The organism is Ruegeria sp. HKCCE3926 (assembly GCF_017872515.1).
Taxonomy (GTDB): domain Bacteria; phylum Pseudomonadota; class Alphaproteobacteria; order Rhodobacterales; family Rhodobacteraceae; genus Ruegeria.
In genome coordinates this window covers 758,186-776,411 of record NZ_JAEDOU010000001.1, presented here as the reverse complement: position 1 = coordinate 776,411, position 18,226 = coordinate 758,186, and the positions used below count along the sequence as shown (strand labels likewise).

The 18,226-nt window shown below is 60.2% G+C and carries 18 protein-coding genes; 8 read left to right on the top strand and 10 right to left on the bottom strand.

The genetic code is table 11. The features are described from left to right. The first annotated feature begins 154 nt into the window (after positions 1–154). The gene (locus I9184_RS03960; protein ID WP_171632019.1) at positions 155–1,501 is read left to right on the top strand and encodes a DEAD/DEAH box helicase; all 1,347 of its coding nucleotides are present in this window, start codon (positions 155–157) and stop codon (positions 1,499–1,501) included. Here I9184_RS03960 and I9184_RS03955 read toward each other — a convergent pair. Genes I9184_RS03955 through I9184_RS03945 form a run of 3 tightly spaced genes read right to left on the bottom strand, consistent with a single transcriptional unit; the run spans position 1,498 to position 3,520 of the window. Further along, the gene (locus I9184_RS03955; RefSeq protein ID WP_171328171.1) at positions 1,498–2,400 is read right to left on the bottom strand and encodes an EamA family transporter; all 903 of its coding nucleotides are present in this window, start codon (positions 2,398–2,400) and stop codon (positions 1,498–1,500) included. The two genes, I9184_RS03960 and I9184_RS03955, sit on opposite strands and share 4 nt — an antisense overlap. A gap of 21 nt (positions 2,401–2,421) precedes the next feature. Further along, positions 2,422–3,324, bottom strand: a complete 903-nt coding sequence (locus I9184_RS03950; RefSeq protein ID WP_171328169.1) for a fatty acid desaturase — start codon at positions 3,322–3,324, stop codon at positions 2,422–2,424. After that, the gene (locus I9184_RS03945; RefSeq protein WP_209832898.1) at positions 3,317–3,520 is read right to left on the bottom strand and encodes a DUF2061 domain-containing protein; all 204 of its coding nucleotides are present in this window, start codon (positions 3,518–3,520) and stop codon (positions 3,317–3,319) included. The genes I9184_RS03950 and I9184_RS03945 overlap by 8 nt, the downstream gene beginning before the upstream one ends. Before the next feature lie 108 nt (positions 3,521–3,628). On the opposite strand from I9184_RS03945, the gene I9184_RS03940 reads away from it, so the two are divergent. Further along, positions 3,629–4,498, top strand: coding sequence for a helix-turn-helix transcriptional regulator (locus I9184_RS03940; RefSeq protein WP_209832896.1), 870 nt, complete (start codon positions 3,629–3,631; stop codon positions 4,496–4,498). Positions 4,499–4,577: 79 nt separating this feature from the next. Further along, positions 4,578–4,760, top strand: a complete 183-nt coding sequence (locus tag I9184_RS03935; RefSeq protein WP_117868740.1) for a hypothetical protein — start codon at positions 4,578–4,580, stop codon at positions 4,758–4,760. A 1-nt stretch (position 4,761) separates the two neighbouring features. Here the strand turns inward: I9184_RS03935 and I9184_RS03930 are convergent, their stop codons facing one another. From I9184_RS03930 to I9184_RS03915, 4 genes are all read right to left on the bottom strand, one after another. Next, a complete protein-coding gene (locus I9184_RS03930) occupies positions 4,762–5,520 on the bottom strand; it encodes an SDR family oxidoreductase (protein WP_209832894.1) in 759 nt (252 codons plus the stop codon). Next, on the bottom strand, positions 5,517–6,983 hold the full coding sequence (locus I9184_RS03925; RefSeq protein WP_209832892.1) for a carnitine 3-dehydrogenase: 1,467 nt from the start codon (positions 6,981–6,983) through the stop codon (positions 5,517–5,519). The genes I9184_RS03930 and I9184_RS03925 overlap by 4 nt, the downstream gene beginning before the upstream one ends. Before the next feature lie 8 nt (positions 6,984–6,991). Then, the gene (locus tag I9184_RS03920; RefSeq protein ID WP_171723142.1) at positions 6,992–7,309 is read right to left on the bottom strand and encodes a hypothetical protein; all 318 of its coding nucleotides are present in this window, start codon (positions 7,307–7,309) and stop codon (positions 6,992–6,994) included. Between the two features lie 61 nt (positions 7,310–7,370). Beyond that, positions 7,371–8,285, bottom strand: coding sequence for a 3-keto-5-aminohexanoate cleavage protein (locus I9184_RS03915; protein WP_171631999.1), 915 nt, complete (start codon positions 8,283–8,285; stop codon positions 7,371–7,373). A gap of 133 nt (positions 8,286–8,418) precedes the next feature. On the opposite strand from I9184_RS03915, the gene I9184_RS03910 reads away from it, so the two are divergent. Then, the gene (locus I9184_RS03910; protein ID WP_171723141.1) at positions 8,419–9,405 is read left to right on the top strand and encodes a GlxA family transcriptional regulator; all 987 of its coding nucleotides are present in this window, start codon (positions 8,419–8,421) and stop codon (positions 9,403–9,405) included. Between the two features lie 76 nt (positions 9,406–9,481). Here I9184_RS03910 and I9184_RS03905 read toward each other — a convergent pair whose 3' ends face one another. The 3 genes from I9184_RS03905 to I9184_RS03895 are packed head-to-tail and all read right to left on the bottom strand — an operon-like array spanning position 9,482 to position 12,489. Continuing rightward, entirely contained in the window at positions 9,482–10,528 is a 1,047-nt protein-coding gene (locus I9184_RS03905) for an aldo/keto reductase (RefSeq protein WP_209832890.1), read from the bottom strand. Between the two features lie 31 nt (positions 10,529–10,559). Then, the gene (locus tag I9184_RS03900) at positions 10,560–11,018 is read right to left on the bottom strand and encodes a DNA polymerase III subunit chi (protein WP_209832888.1); all 459 of its coding nucleotides are present in this window, start codon (positions 11,016–11,018) and stop codon (positions 10,560–10,562) included. A 4-nt stretch (positions 11,019–11,022) separates the two neighbouring features. Further along, complete coding sequence (locus I9184_RS03895) at positions 11,023–12,489, bottom strand: leucyl aminopeptidase (RefSeq protein WP_209832886.1); 1,467 nt, start codon at positions 12,487–12,489, stop codon at positions 11,023–11,025. A 229-nt stretch (positions 12,490–12,718) separates the two neighbouring features. Here I9184_RS03895 and lptG point away from each other — a divergent pair, with 229 nt between their 5' ends. From lptG to pdxA, 4 genes are read left to right on the top strand one after another with little or no spacing between them, the layout of a single operon-like run. Continuing rightward, the gene (gene lptG / locus I9184_RS03890) at positions 12,719–13,819 is read left to right on the top strand and encodes an LPS export ABC transporter permease LptG (protein ID WP_209833705.1); all 1,101 of its coding nucleotides are present in this window, start codon (positions 12,719–12,721) and stop codon (positions 13,817–13,819) included. After that, complete coding sequence (lptD, locus tag I9184_RS03885) at positions 13,819–15,981, top strand: LPS assembly protein LptD (protein WP_209832884.1); 2,163 nt, start codon at positions 13,819–13,821, stop codon at positions 15,979–15,981. The genes lptG and lptD overlap by 1 nt, the downstream gene beginning before the upstream one ends. Then, positions 15,972–17,225 carry a peptidylprolyl isomerase gene (locus I9184_RS03880; RefSeq protein ID WP_171631986.1) on the top strand — a complete coding sequence of 418 codons (1,254 nt, stop codon included), beginning with the start codon at positions 15,972–15,974 and terminating at the stop codon, positions 17,223–17,225. The genes lptD and I9184_RS03880 overlap by 10 nt, the downstream gene beginning before the upstream one ends. Then, positions 17,222–18,187 carry a 4-hydroxythreonine-4-phosphate dehydrogenase PdxA gene (gene pdxA, locus I9184_RS03875; RefSeq protein WP_171631983.1) on the top strand — a complete coding sequence of 322 codons (966 nt, stop codon included), beginning with the start codon at positions 17,222–17,224 and terminating at the stop codon, positions 18,185–18,187. Before I9184_RS03880 ends, pdxA begins: the two co-directional genes overlap by 4 nt. Positions 18,188–18,226: the final 39 nt, after the last annotated feature.

The following is an 18,226-nucleotide window of genomic DNA, read 5'->3' as shown; positions in this document are numbered from 1 at the left end:
CAGGGACAGGTGAAATTCTCTTCATTTGACCCCGATCAACGTTTTTGTTATGTCCGCGTACAAGCCGAAATGTCGCATTATGCGCATGGCCATCCGGGCCCGGCACATCTTTGACGCGCGGGCCTGGTCAAGTGTCCGCAAAAACCGGACATACATGACAAAATTCAACGAACTGAACCTGAACCCGAAGGTCCTCAAAGCCATTGAAGAGGCCGGATACGAATCCCCCACTCCGATCCAGGAAGGCGCGATTCCGCCCGCTCTGGAAGGCCGTGATGTCTTGGGGATTGCCCAGACCGGCACTGGCAAGACCGCCAGCTTCACACTGCCGATGATCACCCTGCTGGCCCGTGGCCGCGCCCGCGCACGCATGCCGCGCTCGCTGGTCCTGTGTCCGACGCGGGAACTGGCTGCTCAGGTGGCCGAGAATTTCGACACCTATACAAAGCACCTGAAACTGACCAAGGCGTTGTTGATCGGCGGTGTCAGCTTCAAAGAGCAAGAGGCGCTGATCGACCGCGGCGTCGACGTTCTGATCGCAACTCCGGGCCGCCTGCTGGACCATTTCGAACGTGGCAAGCTGCTGCTGACCGGTGTTCAGATCATGGTGGTGGACGAAGCCGACCGGATGCTGGATATGGGCTTTATTCCTGATATCGAACGCATCTTCTCGCTGACGCCGTTCACGCGGCAGACATTGTTCTTCTCGGCGACCATGGCTTCCGAGATCGAGCGCATCACGGATACTTTCCTGTCCGCCCCTGCCCGGGTTGAAGTCGCCCGGCAAGCGACCGCATCCGAGACGATCGAACAGGGCGTTGTCATGTTCAAAGGCGGCCGTCGGGACCGTGAAGCAAGCCAGAAACGCAACGTGCTGCGCGCCTTGATCGACGCAGAGGGCGAAAAGTGCACCAATGCAATCATCTTCTGCAACCGCAAGACAGATGTCGATATCTGCGCGAAATCGCTGAAGAAATACGGCTATGACGCTGCCGCGATCCATGGCGATCTGGACCAATCGCAACGGATGAAGACGCTGGACGGGTTCCGCGACGGATCATTGCGTCTGCTGGTTGCGTCCGACGTCGCTGCGCGCGGTCTGGATGTTCCAGCCGTCAGCCACGTGTTCAATTTCGACGTCCCCGGCCACCCCGAAGATTACGTGCACCGTATCGGCCGCACCGGTCGCGCCGGGCGCGAAGGCAAGGCCATCACGATCTGCTCGGTCCGCGATGAAAAAGCCCTGGCCGCGATCGAAAAGCTGATCCAGAAGGACATCCCGCGCATCGACAATCCGGTCAAGGAAGAGCCCAAGCCTGAAAAGCCGAAGCCCGAGAAAAAAGCCCGGGACTCCGAAGCCAGGAAAGACACCCGGAAAGAGCGAGAGCCCAAAGGGCGTGGCCGTGGGCGCAAGGAAGACAATGGCCGGGCCGTGGTGGGTATGGGCGATCACCTGCCCAGCTTTATTGCCCTGAGCTTTGACGAGCGTCGTGCCGGCTAAATCGCCAGCACCAAGGCCAGTATCGAGACACCCAACAGCAACATCCCGGCGATTTCTCGCCGGGTGATCGTCTCGCGGAAAAACAGGATCGAGGCCATCAGGCTGAAGATCAGCTCTACCTGCCCCAACGCTTTGACATAGGCTGCGTTTTGCAGGGTGAAGGCCCAGAACCAACAAAACGAACCACCCAGACTGGTCAGTCCGACAAACACGCCGGTGGATCGGGTTTGCCACACCGCGCGCAGTTCGGCCCGGTCGCGCCACAACAACCACAGGCCCATGCTGACAAACTGAAACGTCACGACGGCGGCTAGGGTGATCAGTGCGCGGAACCAGGCGTCGACATCACCCAATTGCAACGAGGCCCCGCGATAGCTGACGGCGGAGAACGCAAACAAAACCCCTGATCCAAGCCCCAATTGGGACGCGCGGTTGGTCAGATGCCGCCACCAGGCGCCGCCTCCTCCGGGGGTTTTCGACAGCAAAAGCACCGCCATCAACCCCAACAGGATCGCAACCAGCGCGCCGCTGGAAACGCTGTCGCCCAAAACCAGAAAGCCGACGATCGCGGTCTGAATGACTTCAGTTTTCTTGAAGGTGATCCCGACCGCAAAGTTTCGTTGTTTGAACAACGCCACAACACAGATCGTCGCCAGGATTTGTGCCGTGCCTCCGATGACGGCGTACAGCCAGAACACTCCGCCAATCGGAGGCAAGCTGGCACCCGTCGTCAGCATCGCCACAAACAGCCCGGCAACGGCCAGCGGCATGGAATACGCAAATCGCGCAAAGGTCGCGCCGGCGGCGGACAGTTTCACGCTGCTCAAGGATTTTTGCAGCATGAACCGCACGGTCTGAAAACTGGCGGCGGCGATGGTGACAGGGATCCAAAGACTCATGTCACCCGTTGTGTCGTGAAATCAAGACTTTGGCCAGAGCGGATGCGGCACCGGGTCCTTGGCGCGCAGTAGATACTGCCGGAAAATCTGTGCATAGGAGCGGTAAACATACGCCTCATTGCAGGCCAGATACCTGTCTTTGCCATCCCGATACAACGACGGCAGCCGATACCATGGCGCGGCGGGATTCATGTGATGAACAACATGCAGGTTGTTGTTCAGAAACAGAAACGCCAACGGCCCGCTGTCTTCAATAATCACGGTCCGCGCGCGGGACTTCTCGTGCGCGCGGTGTTCCAGAAACGTGCGGATCTTCAGCAACGCCAGCCCGATATAGGCCGAAATCAGATAGGCCCAGATCGGCATGGCCGATTGTGCAACGATCCACAGCACCACAACCGCACCGGGGATATGCAATGCCCAGGCCAGCAGGATCGCCCTGTCGCCGCGCCGCAGCCCTCGCCATTCGTCGCGCAGAAACAGCACCTGCCCTATGGCCGGGCCCAGAACCATCCGCCCCAGAAGCGTGTTGTTCAGGGCCAGCAAAGCCCGCACGCCACCCGGCAGGTCCGCCCAGACGTTGGGATCCAGATAGTTGGACTCGGGGTCGTCATACGGGTCGGTCAAAGTGGCATCCTGATGATGCGCCAAATGCAGATCGCGAAAACGGTTATACGGAATGGCCAAGGTCAGCGGCAGCGCCATCAGCGCCTCATTCAGCCATTTGGCTCGGAACGGGTGCCCGTGCAGGACTTCGTGCGTCAAAGACGAATGCAGGGCCGCAACAAAGCCCAAAGCCAGCACCGCCAACCACAGTGAAATATCCGCCAGCCAGAACAGCCCGACCAGCCATGCGGCATAGCAGCCGACGATCAGGGCAAATGTACCCCATTCGGGCGACTTGGGTGTCGAGGGCTCAGCCATTGCGCCCCCACGAAACTCCGGCCCAAATTCTTTCATATACAATGTAAAACGCCAGGCCGATGGCGGTATTCACCAGCGCCAATGCCCCGCCGACGGCGGCCGACCCCGTGGCGAACAGGCCCACCAGCGTCATGGTCGCCAGCCCCATGGCATTCCACACGATTGCTTTCACGACAGATCTTCGCCGCGTTTCCATTCCGAACCCCATTCTTTTTGCTTTTACAACGGGGTTACCGTTCAGTGCACGCGCTGAAAATTCTGAATATGATTAACAAAATTCATCAGTTGTGATATTTTTCATCTTATGCAGGAAAATATAGACAAACGCGACCGCGCCGCTCAATTCCGCCAACGCCTTGCCCGCGCGATGGAGGACCGTCACGTCAGCCAAAGCGCGCTTGCGCGCCACATCGGCGTGGACCGTTCGACCGTTTCTCAGTTGTTGACCGGTCATGGCGCGCGTCTTCCCAACGCGCATGTTGTGGGTGGCTGTGCCGCGGCACTGGGTGTCTCGGCTGACTGGTTGCTGAGCCTGTCCGACAGACCGGAAAGCGCGGCAGAGATTTTGGCCAGTTCCCTGTCCTTTACGGAAGCCCCTCGCGCCCTTGTCGATGAGCGGATTTTCGACTGGCACAAAGAAGCCGCCGGGTTCAAGATCCGCTATGTTCCGGCCACCCTGCCCGACATGCTCAAGACGCGCGCGGTGCTGGAGTGGGAATATGCCCCCCATCTGGGTCGCACGGCAGATCAGGCCATCGGTGCATCCGAAGACAGGTTGACCTGGATGCGCAGTGCGCAGTCTGATTACGAAATTGCAATGCCATTGTTCGAGATTGAAAGCTTTGCAAGCGGCACGGGGTATTACCAAGGCCTTTGCCCGGCGATTCGTCAGGAGCAGATCAATCATCTGCTGGAGCTGTGTGAACAGCTTTATCCCCGAATGCGTATCTATCTGTTCGATGCCAAACGGCTTTATTCGGCCCCTGTAACGATTTTTGGGCCGCTGCTGTGCGTTTTTTACGCAGGCAGTCACTATATGGCGTTCCGTGACCGGGACCGGATCGAGACGTTTTCACGGCACTTCGACACACTTGTGCGCGAGGCCGATGTGGCCGCCCGCGATTTCCCCGACCACTTGCGACAACTCAGAACGGCAGTATCCGGCAAGAATTGATGCAGCGGCGCAAAACCTGTGCTATCGTCCCTTGGCGCGAACCAACGGGCATTCCGATCACAAACGGAGGACCACAGGAATGGACGCAATTCAAACCGCTCAATACGCGCGCGCGCTGTATGCCGCGCACGGAGACCGGGCCGAGGCGGAAGCCGCGCAGAAAATGCGCGAATGCGAAGCCGCCGGAAACCAGAAAGAGGCGCAGGATTGGCAGGCGGTCCGTCAGACCATCCGCCAGATCCGGGGACCAAATCAGGGCTGACCTACAGTTTTGGGTCGGGGTTGACCGTGTGCCCATCCACCGCAATCACCTGCCCAGACACCAGCCGTGCTGCGTCTGAAGCAAGAAAGACGGCCATATTGGCGATATCCCGCGCTTCCACAAAGCGCCCCATAGAGGTGCCCGACGCATAGCCCTGATAGACCTCATCGCGGGTCATGCCTTTCGTGGCGGCCTCTCGGGCCAAGACGCCTTCCATACGCGGGCCCTCCACGGCACCCGGGCAAATGGCGTTTGCGCGAATGCCCAGCGGCCCAAGTTCCATCGCCAGCGTTTTCATCAACCCTATGACCGCCCATTTGGCCGAGGCATAAGGCGCTCGGAACGGATAGCCGTACTGACCAGCTGTCGAAGAGGTCAGAATGATGCTGCCCGCCCGCGCCGACTTCATTATAGGGGCCGCGTGCTTGGCGGCCAGAAAGGCCCCGTCCAGATTGATCGCGACGCAGGCGCGCCATGCATCCAGATCGATATCCTCGATCGCGTTGGTCGGCCCGGCGACTCCGGCATTTGCGCACAGAACATCCAGCCCGCCGGCGGCCCCGACAGCCTGAAACACCGCGCTCATGTCGGCCTCATTTGTCACATCAGCCCTGTGCGCCACCCAATGGTCGGGCAAGATATCCAGGGCTGACTGGTCAATATCCGTTACCCAGACATCATAACCAGCAGCGTCAAACGCCGCGGCCATGGCATGACCGACACCCGATGCCCCGGCCGTTACCAATACGCGCCTGGTCACGATGGCGTCCGAATGGCAGCACCCGCCCCTTCAGGGTAAGGCAAACCGGCCTGTGCCTCGGCAATCCGCGCCATCGCGGCTTCGATCCTGGGCGACGGCGGGCTAGGACGGCGGGTTTCAAGGCTGACGTGCAGCAGAAAGCTCTCGCCCGTGGCCAACAGCTTGTCGCCTTCATACATGCTGTGAAAGACATGCAGCTTCTTGCCCTGCCCCAACAGCATCTGCGTGCGCACGTCGATCTTCGCCCCTGCATGGACCTCGTCGATGTAACGGATGTGGTTCTCGGCAGTGAAATAGCTGCCACCCGACGCGATATACTCCATATCGCAACCGATGATCTCCATGAAACGGTCCGTGGCGGCCGCAAAGGCTTCCAGATACTTGGCTTCGTTCATGTGGCCGTTGTAATCCGTCCAGTCCAATGGAATGGCGCGGGACAGGGTCAGGATCGGCTGGCTCAGATCCGCCTGATCCAGCGACGGCAGGGCACCCGGTTTCAACAGCGCATCATGCTGGTTCAGCACCGCCCCCGCACCATAATTCTGCGCCTTGAGGGCCCGCATCATGCCAACAAGATTGTTGTCGCGAATGCGTTCCAGTTCACGGATCGAATGCATTCCGGATTGCGCGTCTGACTGATCGGCGATCAGGTCGACCAGTTCATCGGTGAATTCCGGCACGTCCATCAGTTTGGTCCAGGGCCATTTCAAGGCTGGCCCGAACTGAGCCATGAAGTGCCGCATTCCCGCTTCACCTCCGGCCACGCGGTAGGTTTCGAACAATCCCATCTGTGCCCAGCGGATGCCAAAGCCCATTCGGATCGCCTCGTCGATTTCTTCGGTGGTGGCAATGCCATCCTTGACCAGCCAGAGCGCCTCGCGCCAGACGGCTTCCAGAAAGCGGTCGGCGATATGCGCGTCGATCTCTTTCTTGACATGCAGCGGAAAGAAACCAACCGAGGTCAGCAATTCCCTGGCCCGTTCAATCATCTCCGGTGGGTTTTTGTCGGTCGGCACCAGTTCGACCAGCGGCAGCAGATAGACTGGGTTGAACGGGTGCGTCACGACGATCTGTTCGGGCCGCAAAGCACCGTCCTGAAGCTCGGATGGTTTGAACCCGCTGGTCGATGACCCGATGATCGCATCTGGATCACAGTCCTCTTGCAAGCCCTTGTAAACCTTCAGCTTCAAGTCCAGCCGCTCTGGCACGCTTTCCTGGATCCACGTCGCGCCCTGTACGGCGTCGGCCATGTCGCCATGAAAGCTCAGCGCGCCCTCGGCCGGTAATGGAACGTCACTCAGCCCCGGCAGGGATCGCCGCGCATTGTCCAGCACTTCGCCTATTTTGCGTTCTGCTTCAGGGTCCGGGTCGAACACCCGAACGTCCCAGCCATTGAGCAGGAACCGTGCGGCCCATCCGCCGCCGATGACACCGCCCCCGATAATTGCTGCCGTCTTTGTCATGCTGTCCTCTAATCGATACAGATTACCTGCGCGCGCCCCGCCTCATCCAGATGCGGAATGCATCCGAATTGCGGTGTCACCGCGCTGCATTGTTTGGTGTCCGACAGGCAGAACCCTGCGCAGTCAGAGGCTTTTTCACAGGAGCTTCCAGCGTCGGGCAAAGGTTCAAAGCAGATAAACTGCCGTATCCGCCCGCCCTTCTCATAGCTTCCCCCTTTGGCTTCGCAGTCCTTGCGGGCCAAAGGGTCTTCCGCGGTCTGTGCCACCCCGACCCGGGGCAGACATACGGCCAGAACCGTCGCGCAGATTACAAGCACCGATCGCATTGCTCACTTCCTTTTGCTGGCACCCCTGCACTTACCGGTCATGGCAAGGGACGCAAACAGGTCAACCTTTGGGCGCCCGTTTGACCAGCCCCAGCTTCTCACGCACTTCCTGCGGCCCGATCACCCGCGCGCCCATGTTCTCGATGATGGTGCCTGCGCGTTCGACCAGTTGCCAGTTTTCGGCCAGCACACCCTTGTCCAGCCACAGGTTGTCCTCGAGCCCCACGCGCACATTGCCGCCCGCCAGCACCGAGGCCGCCACATAGGCCATCTGATGCCGCCCCAGCGAGAACGCGCTGAAGGTCCAGTCATCGGGCACGTTGTTTACCATCGCCATGAAGGTGTTCAGATCATCCGGCGCGCCCCACGGCACGCCCATGCACAGTTGAACCAGGGCGTTGGGTTCCAGAATTCCCTCTTTCACCAGTTGCTTGGCAAACCACAGATGGCCGGTGTCAAAGGCCTCGATCTCGGGTTTCACGCCCAAATCGGTCATCATCTGCCCCATAGCCCGCAACGCGCCGGGCGTGTTGGTCATGACGTAATCCGCCTCGGCAAAGTTCATCGTGCCGCAATCCAGCGTGCAGATTTCGGGCAGACATTCGGCCACATGCGCCACACGCTCGGTCGCGCCAACCAGATCTGTTCCTGCCTGGGCCAGTGGCAGCGGGTTTTCGATGCCGCCGAACACCATGTCTCCACCCATGCCAGCCGTAAGGTTCAGCACTGCGTCCACCTCGGCATCCCGAATCCGATCGGTCACCTCACGATACAGCGCCAGATCGCGCGACGGGGCGCCTGTTTCGGGGTCGCGCACATGGCAGTGCACCACGGCCGCACCTGCCTTCGCGGCGGCAATCGCACTGTCGGCAATTTGCTTCGGTGAACGTGGCACATGAGGGCTGCGATCCTGTGTCCCGCCCGAGCCGGTCACGGCGCAGGTGATGAAGACTTCGCGGTTCATTTCCAGAGGCATGGCGTTTTCCCCAAGTTATACCCGGTTTTGCCTTGGGTTTTCCCCAGGCTTCTCCCCGGATTCCGATTTGCGTTCTGCCCCGACTCTGGCGCAGCTTTGGGAAAACCACTTGGCAGAATGCGAATCGAACTTGATGCAATCCGCAAAAAACATACTGCAACCCGAACATCGGGCCCTGAAAACCGCCGTTCTGGTGCTGGATGAATGCAACACGCTCAGCTTCGCCTCGGCGGTCGATCCGATGCGCGCTGCCAACCGTCTGGCGGACCGGCCTGCCTTTGACTGGGATTATGTGACCGCCACAGCCGAACCCGCGATGCTGACAAGCGCCCTGCAAGTGCCCGGCATCCCGCTCTCTCGCCTGCAAGGCTGCGACCTTATGATTGTCGTCGCGGGCTTCCAACTGGCCCGCCACGCCACTCCCAGCCTGCTGGCCGGGCTGCGCCGCATTGCCGGTACCGGGGCGACGATGGCCGGGATTGACGGCGGCCCCTGGCTGCTGGCCGAGGCTGGGCTGCTGGACGGTCACCCTGCGACGACCCACTGGGAAGACCTGCAAAATTTTGCTTCCCGCTTCCCCGACGTCGACGTGCGCCCCGACCGCTTTACTGTCTCGGACGGTCGCCTGACCTCTGGCGGCGCGATTCCCGCTGTCGAGATGATGCTGCACATCATCGCCGCCCGTCATGGCGCGGGTTTCGCATCCCGTGTCTCGGGCCTGTTCCTCTATGATGGCGCGCCGGACCCGGGCACACCGCAAAGCCGCACCGGCGTACCACACCGCCACACCGCGCTGACGTCAAAGGCGAATTCGCTGATGCAGGCATCCCTGGATGACCCCCTGCCACTGGCCCATATCGCTGACCAGCTGGGCACCAGCCCGCGCACCCTGCAACAACAGTTCCGCCTTCGCCTGAACACCACGCCGCAGGATCACTATCTGCAACTGCGCCTGGCCGAGGCCCGCCGTCTGGTCACCGACACCGACCTTCCACTGATGGATGTCGCGCTGGCCACCGGTTTTTCCTCGCAATCCAGCTTTGCCCGCGCTTTCCGCACCGCCCACGGTCAATCGGCACGCGACCTCAGGCAAGAGCGCGCGCACCCCACCCATCACTGACCGGATCCAACTTCATCTGGCCAGAAATATCCCGGGGGAGGCACGCGCAGCGTGCCGGGGGCAGAGCCCCCTCGCCTCAGTACGGCATCGGGTGCGCCTTGTGGACAGCGTCCAACTCGGCCAGCACCTCGTTTGACAACGTCAAATCCGCACCGGCCAATACGTGTTCAAGCTGCGCGACCGTGGTCGCGCCAAAAATCGCCGACATCATGAATGGTCGCGAGCGGCACCAGGCCAGCGCCATATGGGTCGGATCCAGGCCATGTCGCGCGGCAACATCCATATAGGCCGCGACCGCATCAAAAACCCGGTCAGACTTGCGCCCGCCCAATTGAGGCGAAAGCGACATACGAGAGCCGTCTGGCACGGCCCCGCCCTGATATTTCCCGGTCAGCAGCCCGGTGCCCAGGGGTGAAAACGCCATCAGGCCGACATCTTCATGTACGCTCAGCTCGGCCATGTCGGTATCGAACAGACGGCACAGCAACGAATACTCATTCTGCACGGACGCCGCTCGCGGTGTGCCCGTCTGTTCGGCCAGTCTCAGCCACTGCGCCGTACCCCATGCGCTTTCATTCGACAGACCAAAAGCGCAGATGTTGCCTTTGTCCACCTGAACCTGCAAGGCCCCCAGACACTCCTGCATATTTTCCAGAACGTCCGCAGTATTGTGGCCCGAAGGTGCATAATCCCAGTTTTGACGGAACATATAGCTGCCGCGATTGGGCCAGTGGAACTGGTAGAGATCGATGTAATCCGTCTGCAAACGCCGCAAAGACGCTTCGATGGCCTCAGGAATGGTCTTGGCCGTGATCGGCGCACCGTCGCGAACATATGACAACCCCTCACCCGAATGCTTGGTCGCCAATACGAAATCCGCCCGGCGCGACGAATTTGCGGCGTTCCAGTTTCCAAGAATTTCTTCGGTACGACCAATTGTCTCTTTGGCGACAGGATTCACCGGATACATCTCGGCGGCATCCACAAAGTTGATCCCCGCGTCCAGCGCCATGTCCATCTGCCGGTGCGCATCCGATTCCGAGGTCTGCGTCCCGAACGTCATCGTCCCGAGGCAAAGATCGCTCACGACAATCCCGGTGCGGCCCAGAGGCTTTATCTGCATCCTCAAATCTCCTGATAAATGGCACAGCCCGTCAGGCTTCGGCCTTCTTTTCCCACCGCCCGGACTCCTCCGACCAGTATTGCGCGGCGCATCCGGCGCCGGTCAGCGCCTTCCACTGCCCGCGCGCGTGCTGCACGGCCATGTCGTCATTGCCGTCGAACAGAATGCAAACCCGCTCCAGAGCCGACACTTCTTCGGGTTCGACCGGCGCGCCGTCCACCGCCATGACACACACCGCGCCGTTGGGGGCCTCGGCGCTGGTGGTCAGAAGGATCGGCTGCTCGGCGTCATGCGGGCCGCCTTCGCGACCATGCGGCAGGAACCCGTCCTCGGGGCCCAGCCACAGCTTTTCATCCAGCCAGTCCATCCGTGCGGGATCGGTGCCCCGCACGGCAATCTTCCACCCGGCCTGTCGCGCCTTGTCCAGCAGCACAGGCAAGGTGTGCTCCAGCGGCTTGCGGGTCAGATGGTAGAAATAGACAGCACCCATTCGCTTACTCGAAATTGTCCCGCACGAACCGGCTCAGCGCGCGCACACCCCAGCCCGTAGCACCTTTGGGCGCATAGGATGTCTCGGACGCCACCGAGGCCACACCCGCGATATCCAGATGGATCCAGGGTGTATCCTCTTTCACGAAACGTTGCAGAAACTGCGCCGCCGTGATCGAGCCCGCCGGACGGCCACCGACGTTTTTCATGTCGGCGATGCGCGATTTGAGCAGCTTGTCATAGGCATCGCCCAACGGCATCCGCCACGCGCCTTCATCCTCGGCCCGGGCCGATTTCAAGAAGGCGTCACAGAATGTGTCATTGTTGGAAAACACACCTGCATTCTCATGACCCAGCCCGATGATGATCGCTCCGGTCAGGGTGGCCAGATCGATCATGCCCACCGGATTGAACCGCTCCTGCGCGTACCACATCAAGTCGCACAGAACCAAACGGCCTTCGGCATCGGTGTTGATGATCTCGACCGTGTCGCCTTTCATCGACTTGACCACATCGCCCGGACGGGTGGCATTGCCCGAAGGCATGTTCTCGACCAGCCCGACAAGGCCCACCACATTGGCCTTGGCCTTGCGCTTGGCCAGCGCACGCATCGTGCCCGCGACAACGCCCGCGCCGCCCATGTCCATGGTCATGTCTTCCATGCCACCGGCCGGTTTCAGCGAAATGCCACCAGTGTCAAAAACCACGCCCTTGCCCACCAGAGCCAAAGGCGCATCGTCCTTGTCGCCACCATTCCAATGCATCACGACGACTTTGGACGGGCTGGCAGAGCCCTGCCCGACGCTCAACAAAGTGCGCATGCCCAGTTCAGCCAGCTTGTCCTCTTCCAGAACTTCGACTTCCAGGCCCAGCTCCTGCATCTCGACAAGACGATCGGCAAATTCCGTGGTCGTCAGAACATTTGCAGGTTCGTTGGTCAGATCACGCGTCATCCGCACACCGTCGGCAATCGCGTATAGCGGTGCAAACTCTGCTTCGGCTTCCTTGGGTTTCGAATGTCCTATCGTAATCGAACCGCTGCCTTCGCTGTCCTTGGTTTTGTGCGCGTTGAAATCATAACTGCGCAGCACCATGCCAAGGGCCAGGTTTTCGGTCTGCGCCTGATTGCCGACCATCACCAGCATGTCCTTGCCACCCGCTGATTTGACCAACGCGGCACCAGCCTTGCGGGCCTCATCGGCTTCCGGGCGGCGCGGCAGCACCACGACGTCCAGCGCTTCGGCCGCCATCCCAGCCGGCCAGGCCATCGAGATAACATCGCCGGTCTTGGACTTTCCGAATTTCTCACTTTCGACAAGCCGCGCCACAGCGCCTTTCGTCAGGCGATTGGCCCGGCGCGCCGCAGGGTTCATTTTTCCGTCCGACGAAATGATGATGGCCACCCGCCCTTCGGCCTGCGCCATCGCATCCAAGTCAAACTCCTGAAAGCGGACCGGTATCAGACTGCTCATTGCAAACTCCTCGAATTCTGTTCCCCAAGACCTAGCCCGCGCCGCCCGACTTGACCAGATAGCAGTTTTCCCCGCGTTTCAATTGCAGTAAGGTCCCGCAAAAATAACCGGCAGGCTCGGGGGAGAAAGACGTGACACGAGAGGGCAGGCATACGCCGTCGCGCAGGAAGACATGCATGCGCGATTTCGGCCCGTTTTCCGGCGCAAAAGGCTTGGCGGGGGCAGTCTTGTGATCCTCGACCGCTATTTCGCCCGCCGCTTTCTACAAAGCTTTCTGGTCATCGGCGGTATTTTTCTGACCTTGATGATTCTCATCGATCTGATCGAACAGATCCGCCGATTTGACCAAGTCGACCTGTCCTTCGGCCAATTGTTGCACCTGACGCTTCTGAACACACCGGCCGCCATCAGTGAAATGCTGCCCCTGCTGGTCATTCTGTCCACCATTGCCTTGTTCGTCGGGCTGGCACGGACCTCTGAACTCGTGGTGACCCGCGCCACGGGTCGCTCGGGTATCCGCGCACTGGTCGCGCCAGCGGCTCTGGCCCTGATCATCGGTGCGCTTGCAGTGGCATTGCTGAACCCCATCGTGGCGGCCACATCCCAGGAATTCCAACGCCTGTCTGATTCCTATCGCAACAACGGCAGTTCAGCGCTTTCGATCAGCAGCGAAGGCCTTTGGCTGCGTCAGTCGGCGGAAAACGGTCAGGCCGTCATCCACGCCCGGGGCACCTCGAACGGGGATGCTCTTGGCCTGGACGGCGTGACCATCATCACCTTCGCGCGCGACGGCAAACCCACCCAGCAGATCGTCGCCGACAGGGCCGTGCTGGAAGACGAAAACTGGGTCTTGTCCCGGGCCAAGATCTGGAATTTGCAGAATGGGCAGAACCCCGAAACCAGCTCGGTGGAACATGAACGGCTGGAGTTGCCAACCTCGCTGACGCGGCAGCGGATTCTGGACACGCTGGGGCAACAGGATTCAGTGTCGGTTTTTGACCTGCCGCAACTGATCAAGGATCTGCGTGAAGCCGGGTTTTCGACCAAGCAATATGAAGTCTGGTTGCAGGTGCAACTGGCCAGGCCGTTCTTTCTGGTCTCGATGGTGCTGATCGGGGCTGCGTTCACCATGCGTCACGTTCGGTTCGGCGGTACCGGAATTGCCGTTCTGACGGCCGTACTGCTTGGCTTTGCCATCTATTTCGTCCGCAATTTTGCGCAAATCCTCGGGGAAAACGGACAATTGCCCATCTATATCGCGGCCTGGGCGCCGCCCTTCGCCGCCATCCTGCTGTCCCTGGGTCTGCTTCTTCACGCGGAGGACGGCTGATGCGGAACATGATTTCCCTGCTGCTGACCAGCGCAATCGCTTTGTCGGCACCGACGGTTCTGGCGGCGCAAACCACCTCGGCTGAGCCTGACCCGCAAGCTGCGCAGTCACAGGCCGAACCCGCCCTTCTGGTTGCCGACAAGGTCTTTATCACACCCGACAGAAAACTGGTGGCCGAAGGCAATGTCGAAGCCTTTCAGGGCGATACCAAGCTGTCGGCCCAACGTGTCACCTATGACCGGGAAACGGGTGAGCTGACTCTGGAGGGGCCCATTCGCATTGATCAGGGGGGGCAGTCGACCCTTCTGGCCGATTCCGGACAGCTGGACAGCGGCATCCAGAACGGTCTGTTGATCGGTGCCCGGATGGTTTTCGATCAGCAGATCCAGATTGCCTCGGTTCAGGCGAAACGGGCCGCAGGTCGCTATACGCAATTCAGCAAGGTCTCGGCCACTTCCTGCCATGTCTGCACCAACGGTAAGCCACCCCTTTGGCAGATCCGCGCCCGCAAGGTCACCCATGACCAGTTGGAACGGCAAATGTACTTTGAGGGCGCGCAGCTTCGGGTGCTTGATTATCCGGTATTCTATTTCCCCTATCTGCGCTTGCCAGATCCGACATTAGAGCGCGCAACCGGCTTTCTGGTGCCATCGATCCGCAGCACCTCGCAACTGGGAACGGGGGTACAGGTTCCCTATTTCTTCAAGCTGGGGGACCACAAGGATCTGACCTTGACGCCGTATCTGTCGGCCAAGACCACGACGCTGGGATATCGGTATCGCCAGGCGTTCGTGAATGGGCGCATTCAGCTTGAAGGGGCCTATACCCGAGATGACGTCCAGCCCGATCAGGATCGCGGTTATCTGTTCGCCGGCGGTTGGTTCAACCTGAAGAATGATTTCCGGCTGACATTCGATCTGCAAACCACCTCGGACGACGCCTATCTGGTTGACTACGGGCTGCCGGATCTGGACCGTTTGCGCAGCGAGATAGCGCTGGAACGGATCAAACGAGACACCGCATTCAAAACAAGCCTGATCCATTACAAAACTCTGCGTGAAAGTGAAAATCAGGACGAAATCCCATCCCGCGTCTTCGACCTGAACTATGAAAAGCGATTCTTTCCGGGCGCGCTTGGCGGCGAGGTTCGGCTGGCTTTTATCGGCCACGCACATGAACGCACCAGCGACGCCGATATCGTTGGCCGTGACATAGCAAGGGCAACTGTTGATGCCGAATGGTTGCGAAGCTGGACATTTGCATCGGGGCTGCGCGCGGACGCGACGCTGGGCGCATCGGTGGATACGTTCAATATACGCCATGACAGCAATTTTCCCAGCAATGTGACCCGCTCGACCCCGCGCGCGGCGTTAACGCTTCGCTATCCGATGACCCGTCGCGAAAAAACCGGCGCGGTTCAGCTTCTGGAACCGATCGCGCAGTTGGGATGGACCCATGTCTCGGACACTGATGCGCCAGATGATGAAAGCACGTTTCAGGAATTCGATCAGGGAAACCTGCTGGCCCTGTCCCGTTTCCCTGCCGAAGATCAGCGCGAAGACGGTGCCACCGGGGTCATCGGCCTGAACTGGGCGCGCTATGGTGCAGACGGACAGCAGGCGCTCGTAACGGTGGGTCAGGTGTTTCGGGCGGATGCCGACCCGAATTTCACCCTGACATCCGGGTTGCAGGGCACCACGTCCGACTTGCTGGTGGCGGGACAAGTCACCACGGCCAACGGTTGGTCGCTTGGCGGGCGCGGTCTGATCGACAGCGATTTCAGTTTCGTCAAAGCTGAATTGCGCGGGGCCTGGGCTTCTGAATTTGCCGGCCTGTCCGGAAGCTATATCTGGCAGGAACCGGATCCGGCGGAAAACATTGCGGAAGAAATTTCGGAAATCTGGCTTCTGGGCCGCTATCAGGTCGACCAGAACTGGCTTACGAATGCCGAGGCACGCTATGATCTGAACCAGTCAGAGCCAATCCGGCTTGGGCTTGGTGTAACATACCAGAATGAATGTGTTCAGGTTAACATGTCCGTAAGCAGACGCTTTACTTCAACATCCACTATTGAGCCTTCGACAGAATTCGGCTTTACCCTATCGCTGACAGGATACGCCCTTGAAGGCGGTGGTAACACATACAAGAGAAAATGCAGTTGATATCAGGTTTCTCCAGGTTTCTCCGTTCCGGTTGGCACAAACCGGTCACGCCGGCACTGGCCGCCGTTTTCCTCGCTTTATCGGCGCCGCAGGTCAGCGCCCAAAGCCTGTTCTCGCCAGCGATCCGCGTGAATCAGGACATCGTCACCTGGTACGAGCTGGAACAACGCCTGCAATTCCTGAATGTTTTGGGTTTGCCCGGCGGCAATGAGGCTGACGTCAGGGAAGCCCTGATCGAAGAAAAATTGCGCAAGCAGGCCATGCGTGAAGCGGGCGTGCAAGCTGCCCCGGAAGCCGTACAACTGGGGATCGACGAGTTCGCCTCGCGCGGGCAATTGTCCACCGAACAGTTCCTGCAACTTTTGGGTGAGGCAGGCGTCGACCCGGAAACTGTCCGTGATTATGTTGCAGATCAGCTGGCCTGGCGCGACTATATCAGCTCGCGCTACCTGTCGCAGGCCCGTCCGACCGAAGACGAGATTGATCGCGCGCTGGGACAAACCGGTGGCGGCGGCCTTCAGGTCCTGCTGTCCGAGATCATCATCCCGGTGAACCCGCAAACCGTTGCACAGACCGAATTGCTGGCGGAAGAGATTTCGCGACTTGAAACTATCGAAGCGTTTTCAGCCGCAGCGGCGCAATATTCCGGAGCGGCCACCCGCAACGAAGGCGGACGTCTGGACTGGCTGAATATCTCCAACCTGCCTCCTGCCTTGCAACCGGTTATTCTTGGGCTCCAGAACGGTGAGATCACCGATCCCATCAGCCTGCCAAACGCCGTCGCCCTGTTTCAATTGCGCGGATTGCGCGAGGTGGCGACCGCTGCGCCGGCTATCTCCAAACTTGACTATGCGGCCTATTACCTGCCGGGCGGCCGCAGCGCCGAGGCTCTGGCACAGGCTGCCGCCCTGCGGGAGGAGATCGACACCTGCGACGACTTGTACGGAATCGCCAAGGATCAACCCGTCGAAGTCCTGGACCGTATCGAAGCCAGCCCATCAGAAGTACCACGCGATTTCGCCGTGGAACTGGCCAAGCTGGATCGCTTCGAAGTGTCAACAAACCTGACCCGCAACAACGGGCAGACGCTGGTGTTCCTGATGCTGTGCAACCGCACCCGCAACCTGGGCGAAAACACCTCGCGGGCGGATGTCGCGAATGCACTGGCGCAACAGCGGCTACAGGCCTTTGCGTCCAGCCTGGTAGAGCAGCTGCGGGCTGACGCCACCATTGTTCAGGAATGACACGCCCGATCGCGCTCAGCTGCGGTGAACCGGCCGGGATCGGCCCTGAAATCGCGGCCAAAGCATGGGCAGAGCTGCGCCAAACCTGCCCGTTTTTTTTTATCGGCGATGCCAGCCACCTGCCTGCTGGCACCCCCGTTGCGAAAATCCAAACCCCTTCGGATGCCGTTGCAGTCTGTGATCAGGCCTTGCCCGTGCTGCAACTGAACTTTCCTGCTGCGAACATGCCCGGTCAGCCAGACCCGGCCAATGCCCCATCGGTGATCGATGCCATCGAAACCGGCGTCGACTTTGTGAAAGAGGGGGCAGCGGCCGCTCTGTGCACCGCGCCCATTCACAAGAAGGCCCTGATCGACGGGGCCGGGTTTACCTATCCCGGCCATACCGAGTTTCTGGCCGCGCTGTCGGGCACCCGCCGGGTTGTCATGATGCTGGCCAGCGACCAGTTGCGGGTTGTCCCGGCAACAATCCACATTCCCCTGGCGCAGGTTCCCGCCGCGCTGACGCCGGACCTGCTGCGCGAGACAATCGAAATCACCACGCGCGGTCTGCGCGACCAGTTCGGCATACAACACCCCCGCATCGCCATAACCGGCCTGAACCCCCATGCCGGCGAAGGCGGCAAAATGGGCCGCGAGGAGCTTGACTGGATCGCCCCAATGCTGGCCGATCTGAACCCGGAAGATGCGACCCTGACGGGCCCGCACCCTGCGGATACACTGTTCCATGCCGCTGCCCGCGCCCGCTATGACGCGGCGATCGCAATGTATCATGATCAGGCCCTGATCCCGATCAAGACACTGGATTTCGACCGGGGTGTGAACGTCACCCTTGGCCTGCCCTTCATCCGCACGTCGCCAGATCACGGCACTGCACTGGATATCGCCGGGAAAGGCATCGCCAATCCAACCAGCCTGATCGAAGCTCTGAAGCTTGCCCAACGCATGGCGCAAGGCTCTTGATCCTTCATCTGGCTGAAAATATCCCCGCCAGAGGCAAAA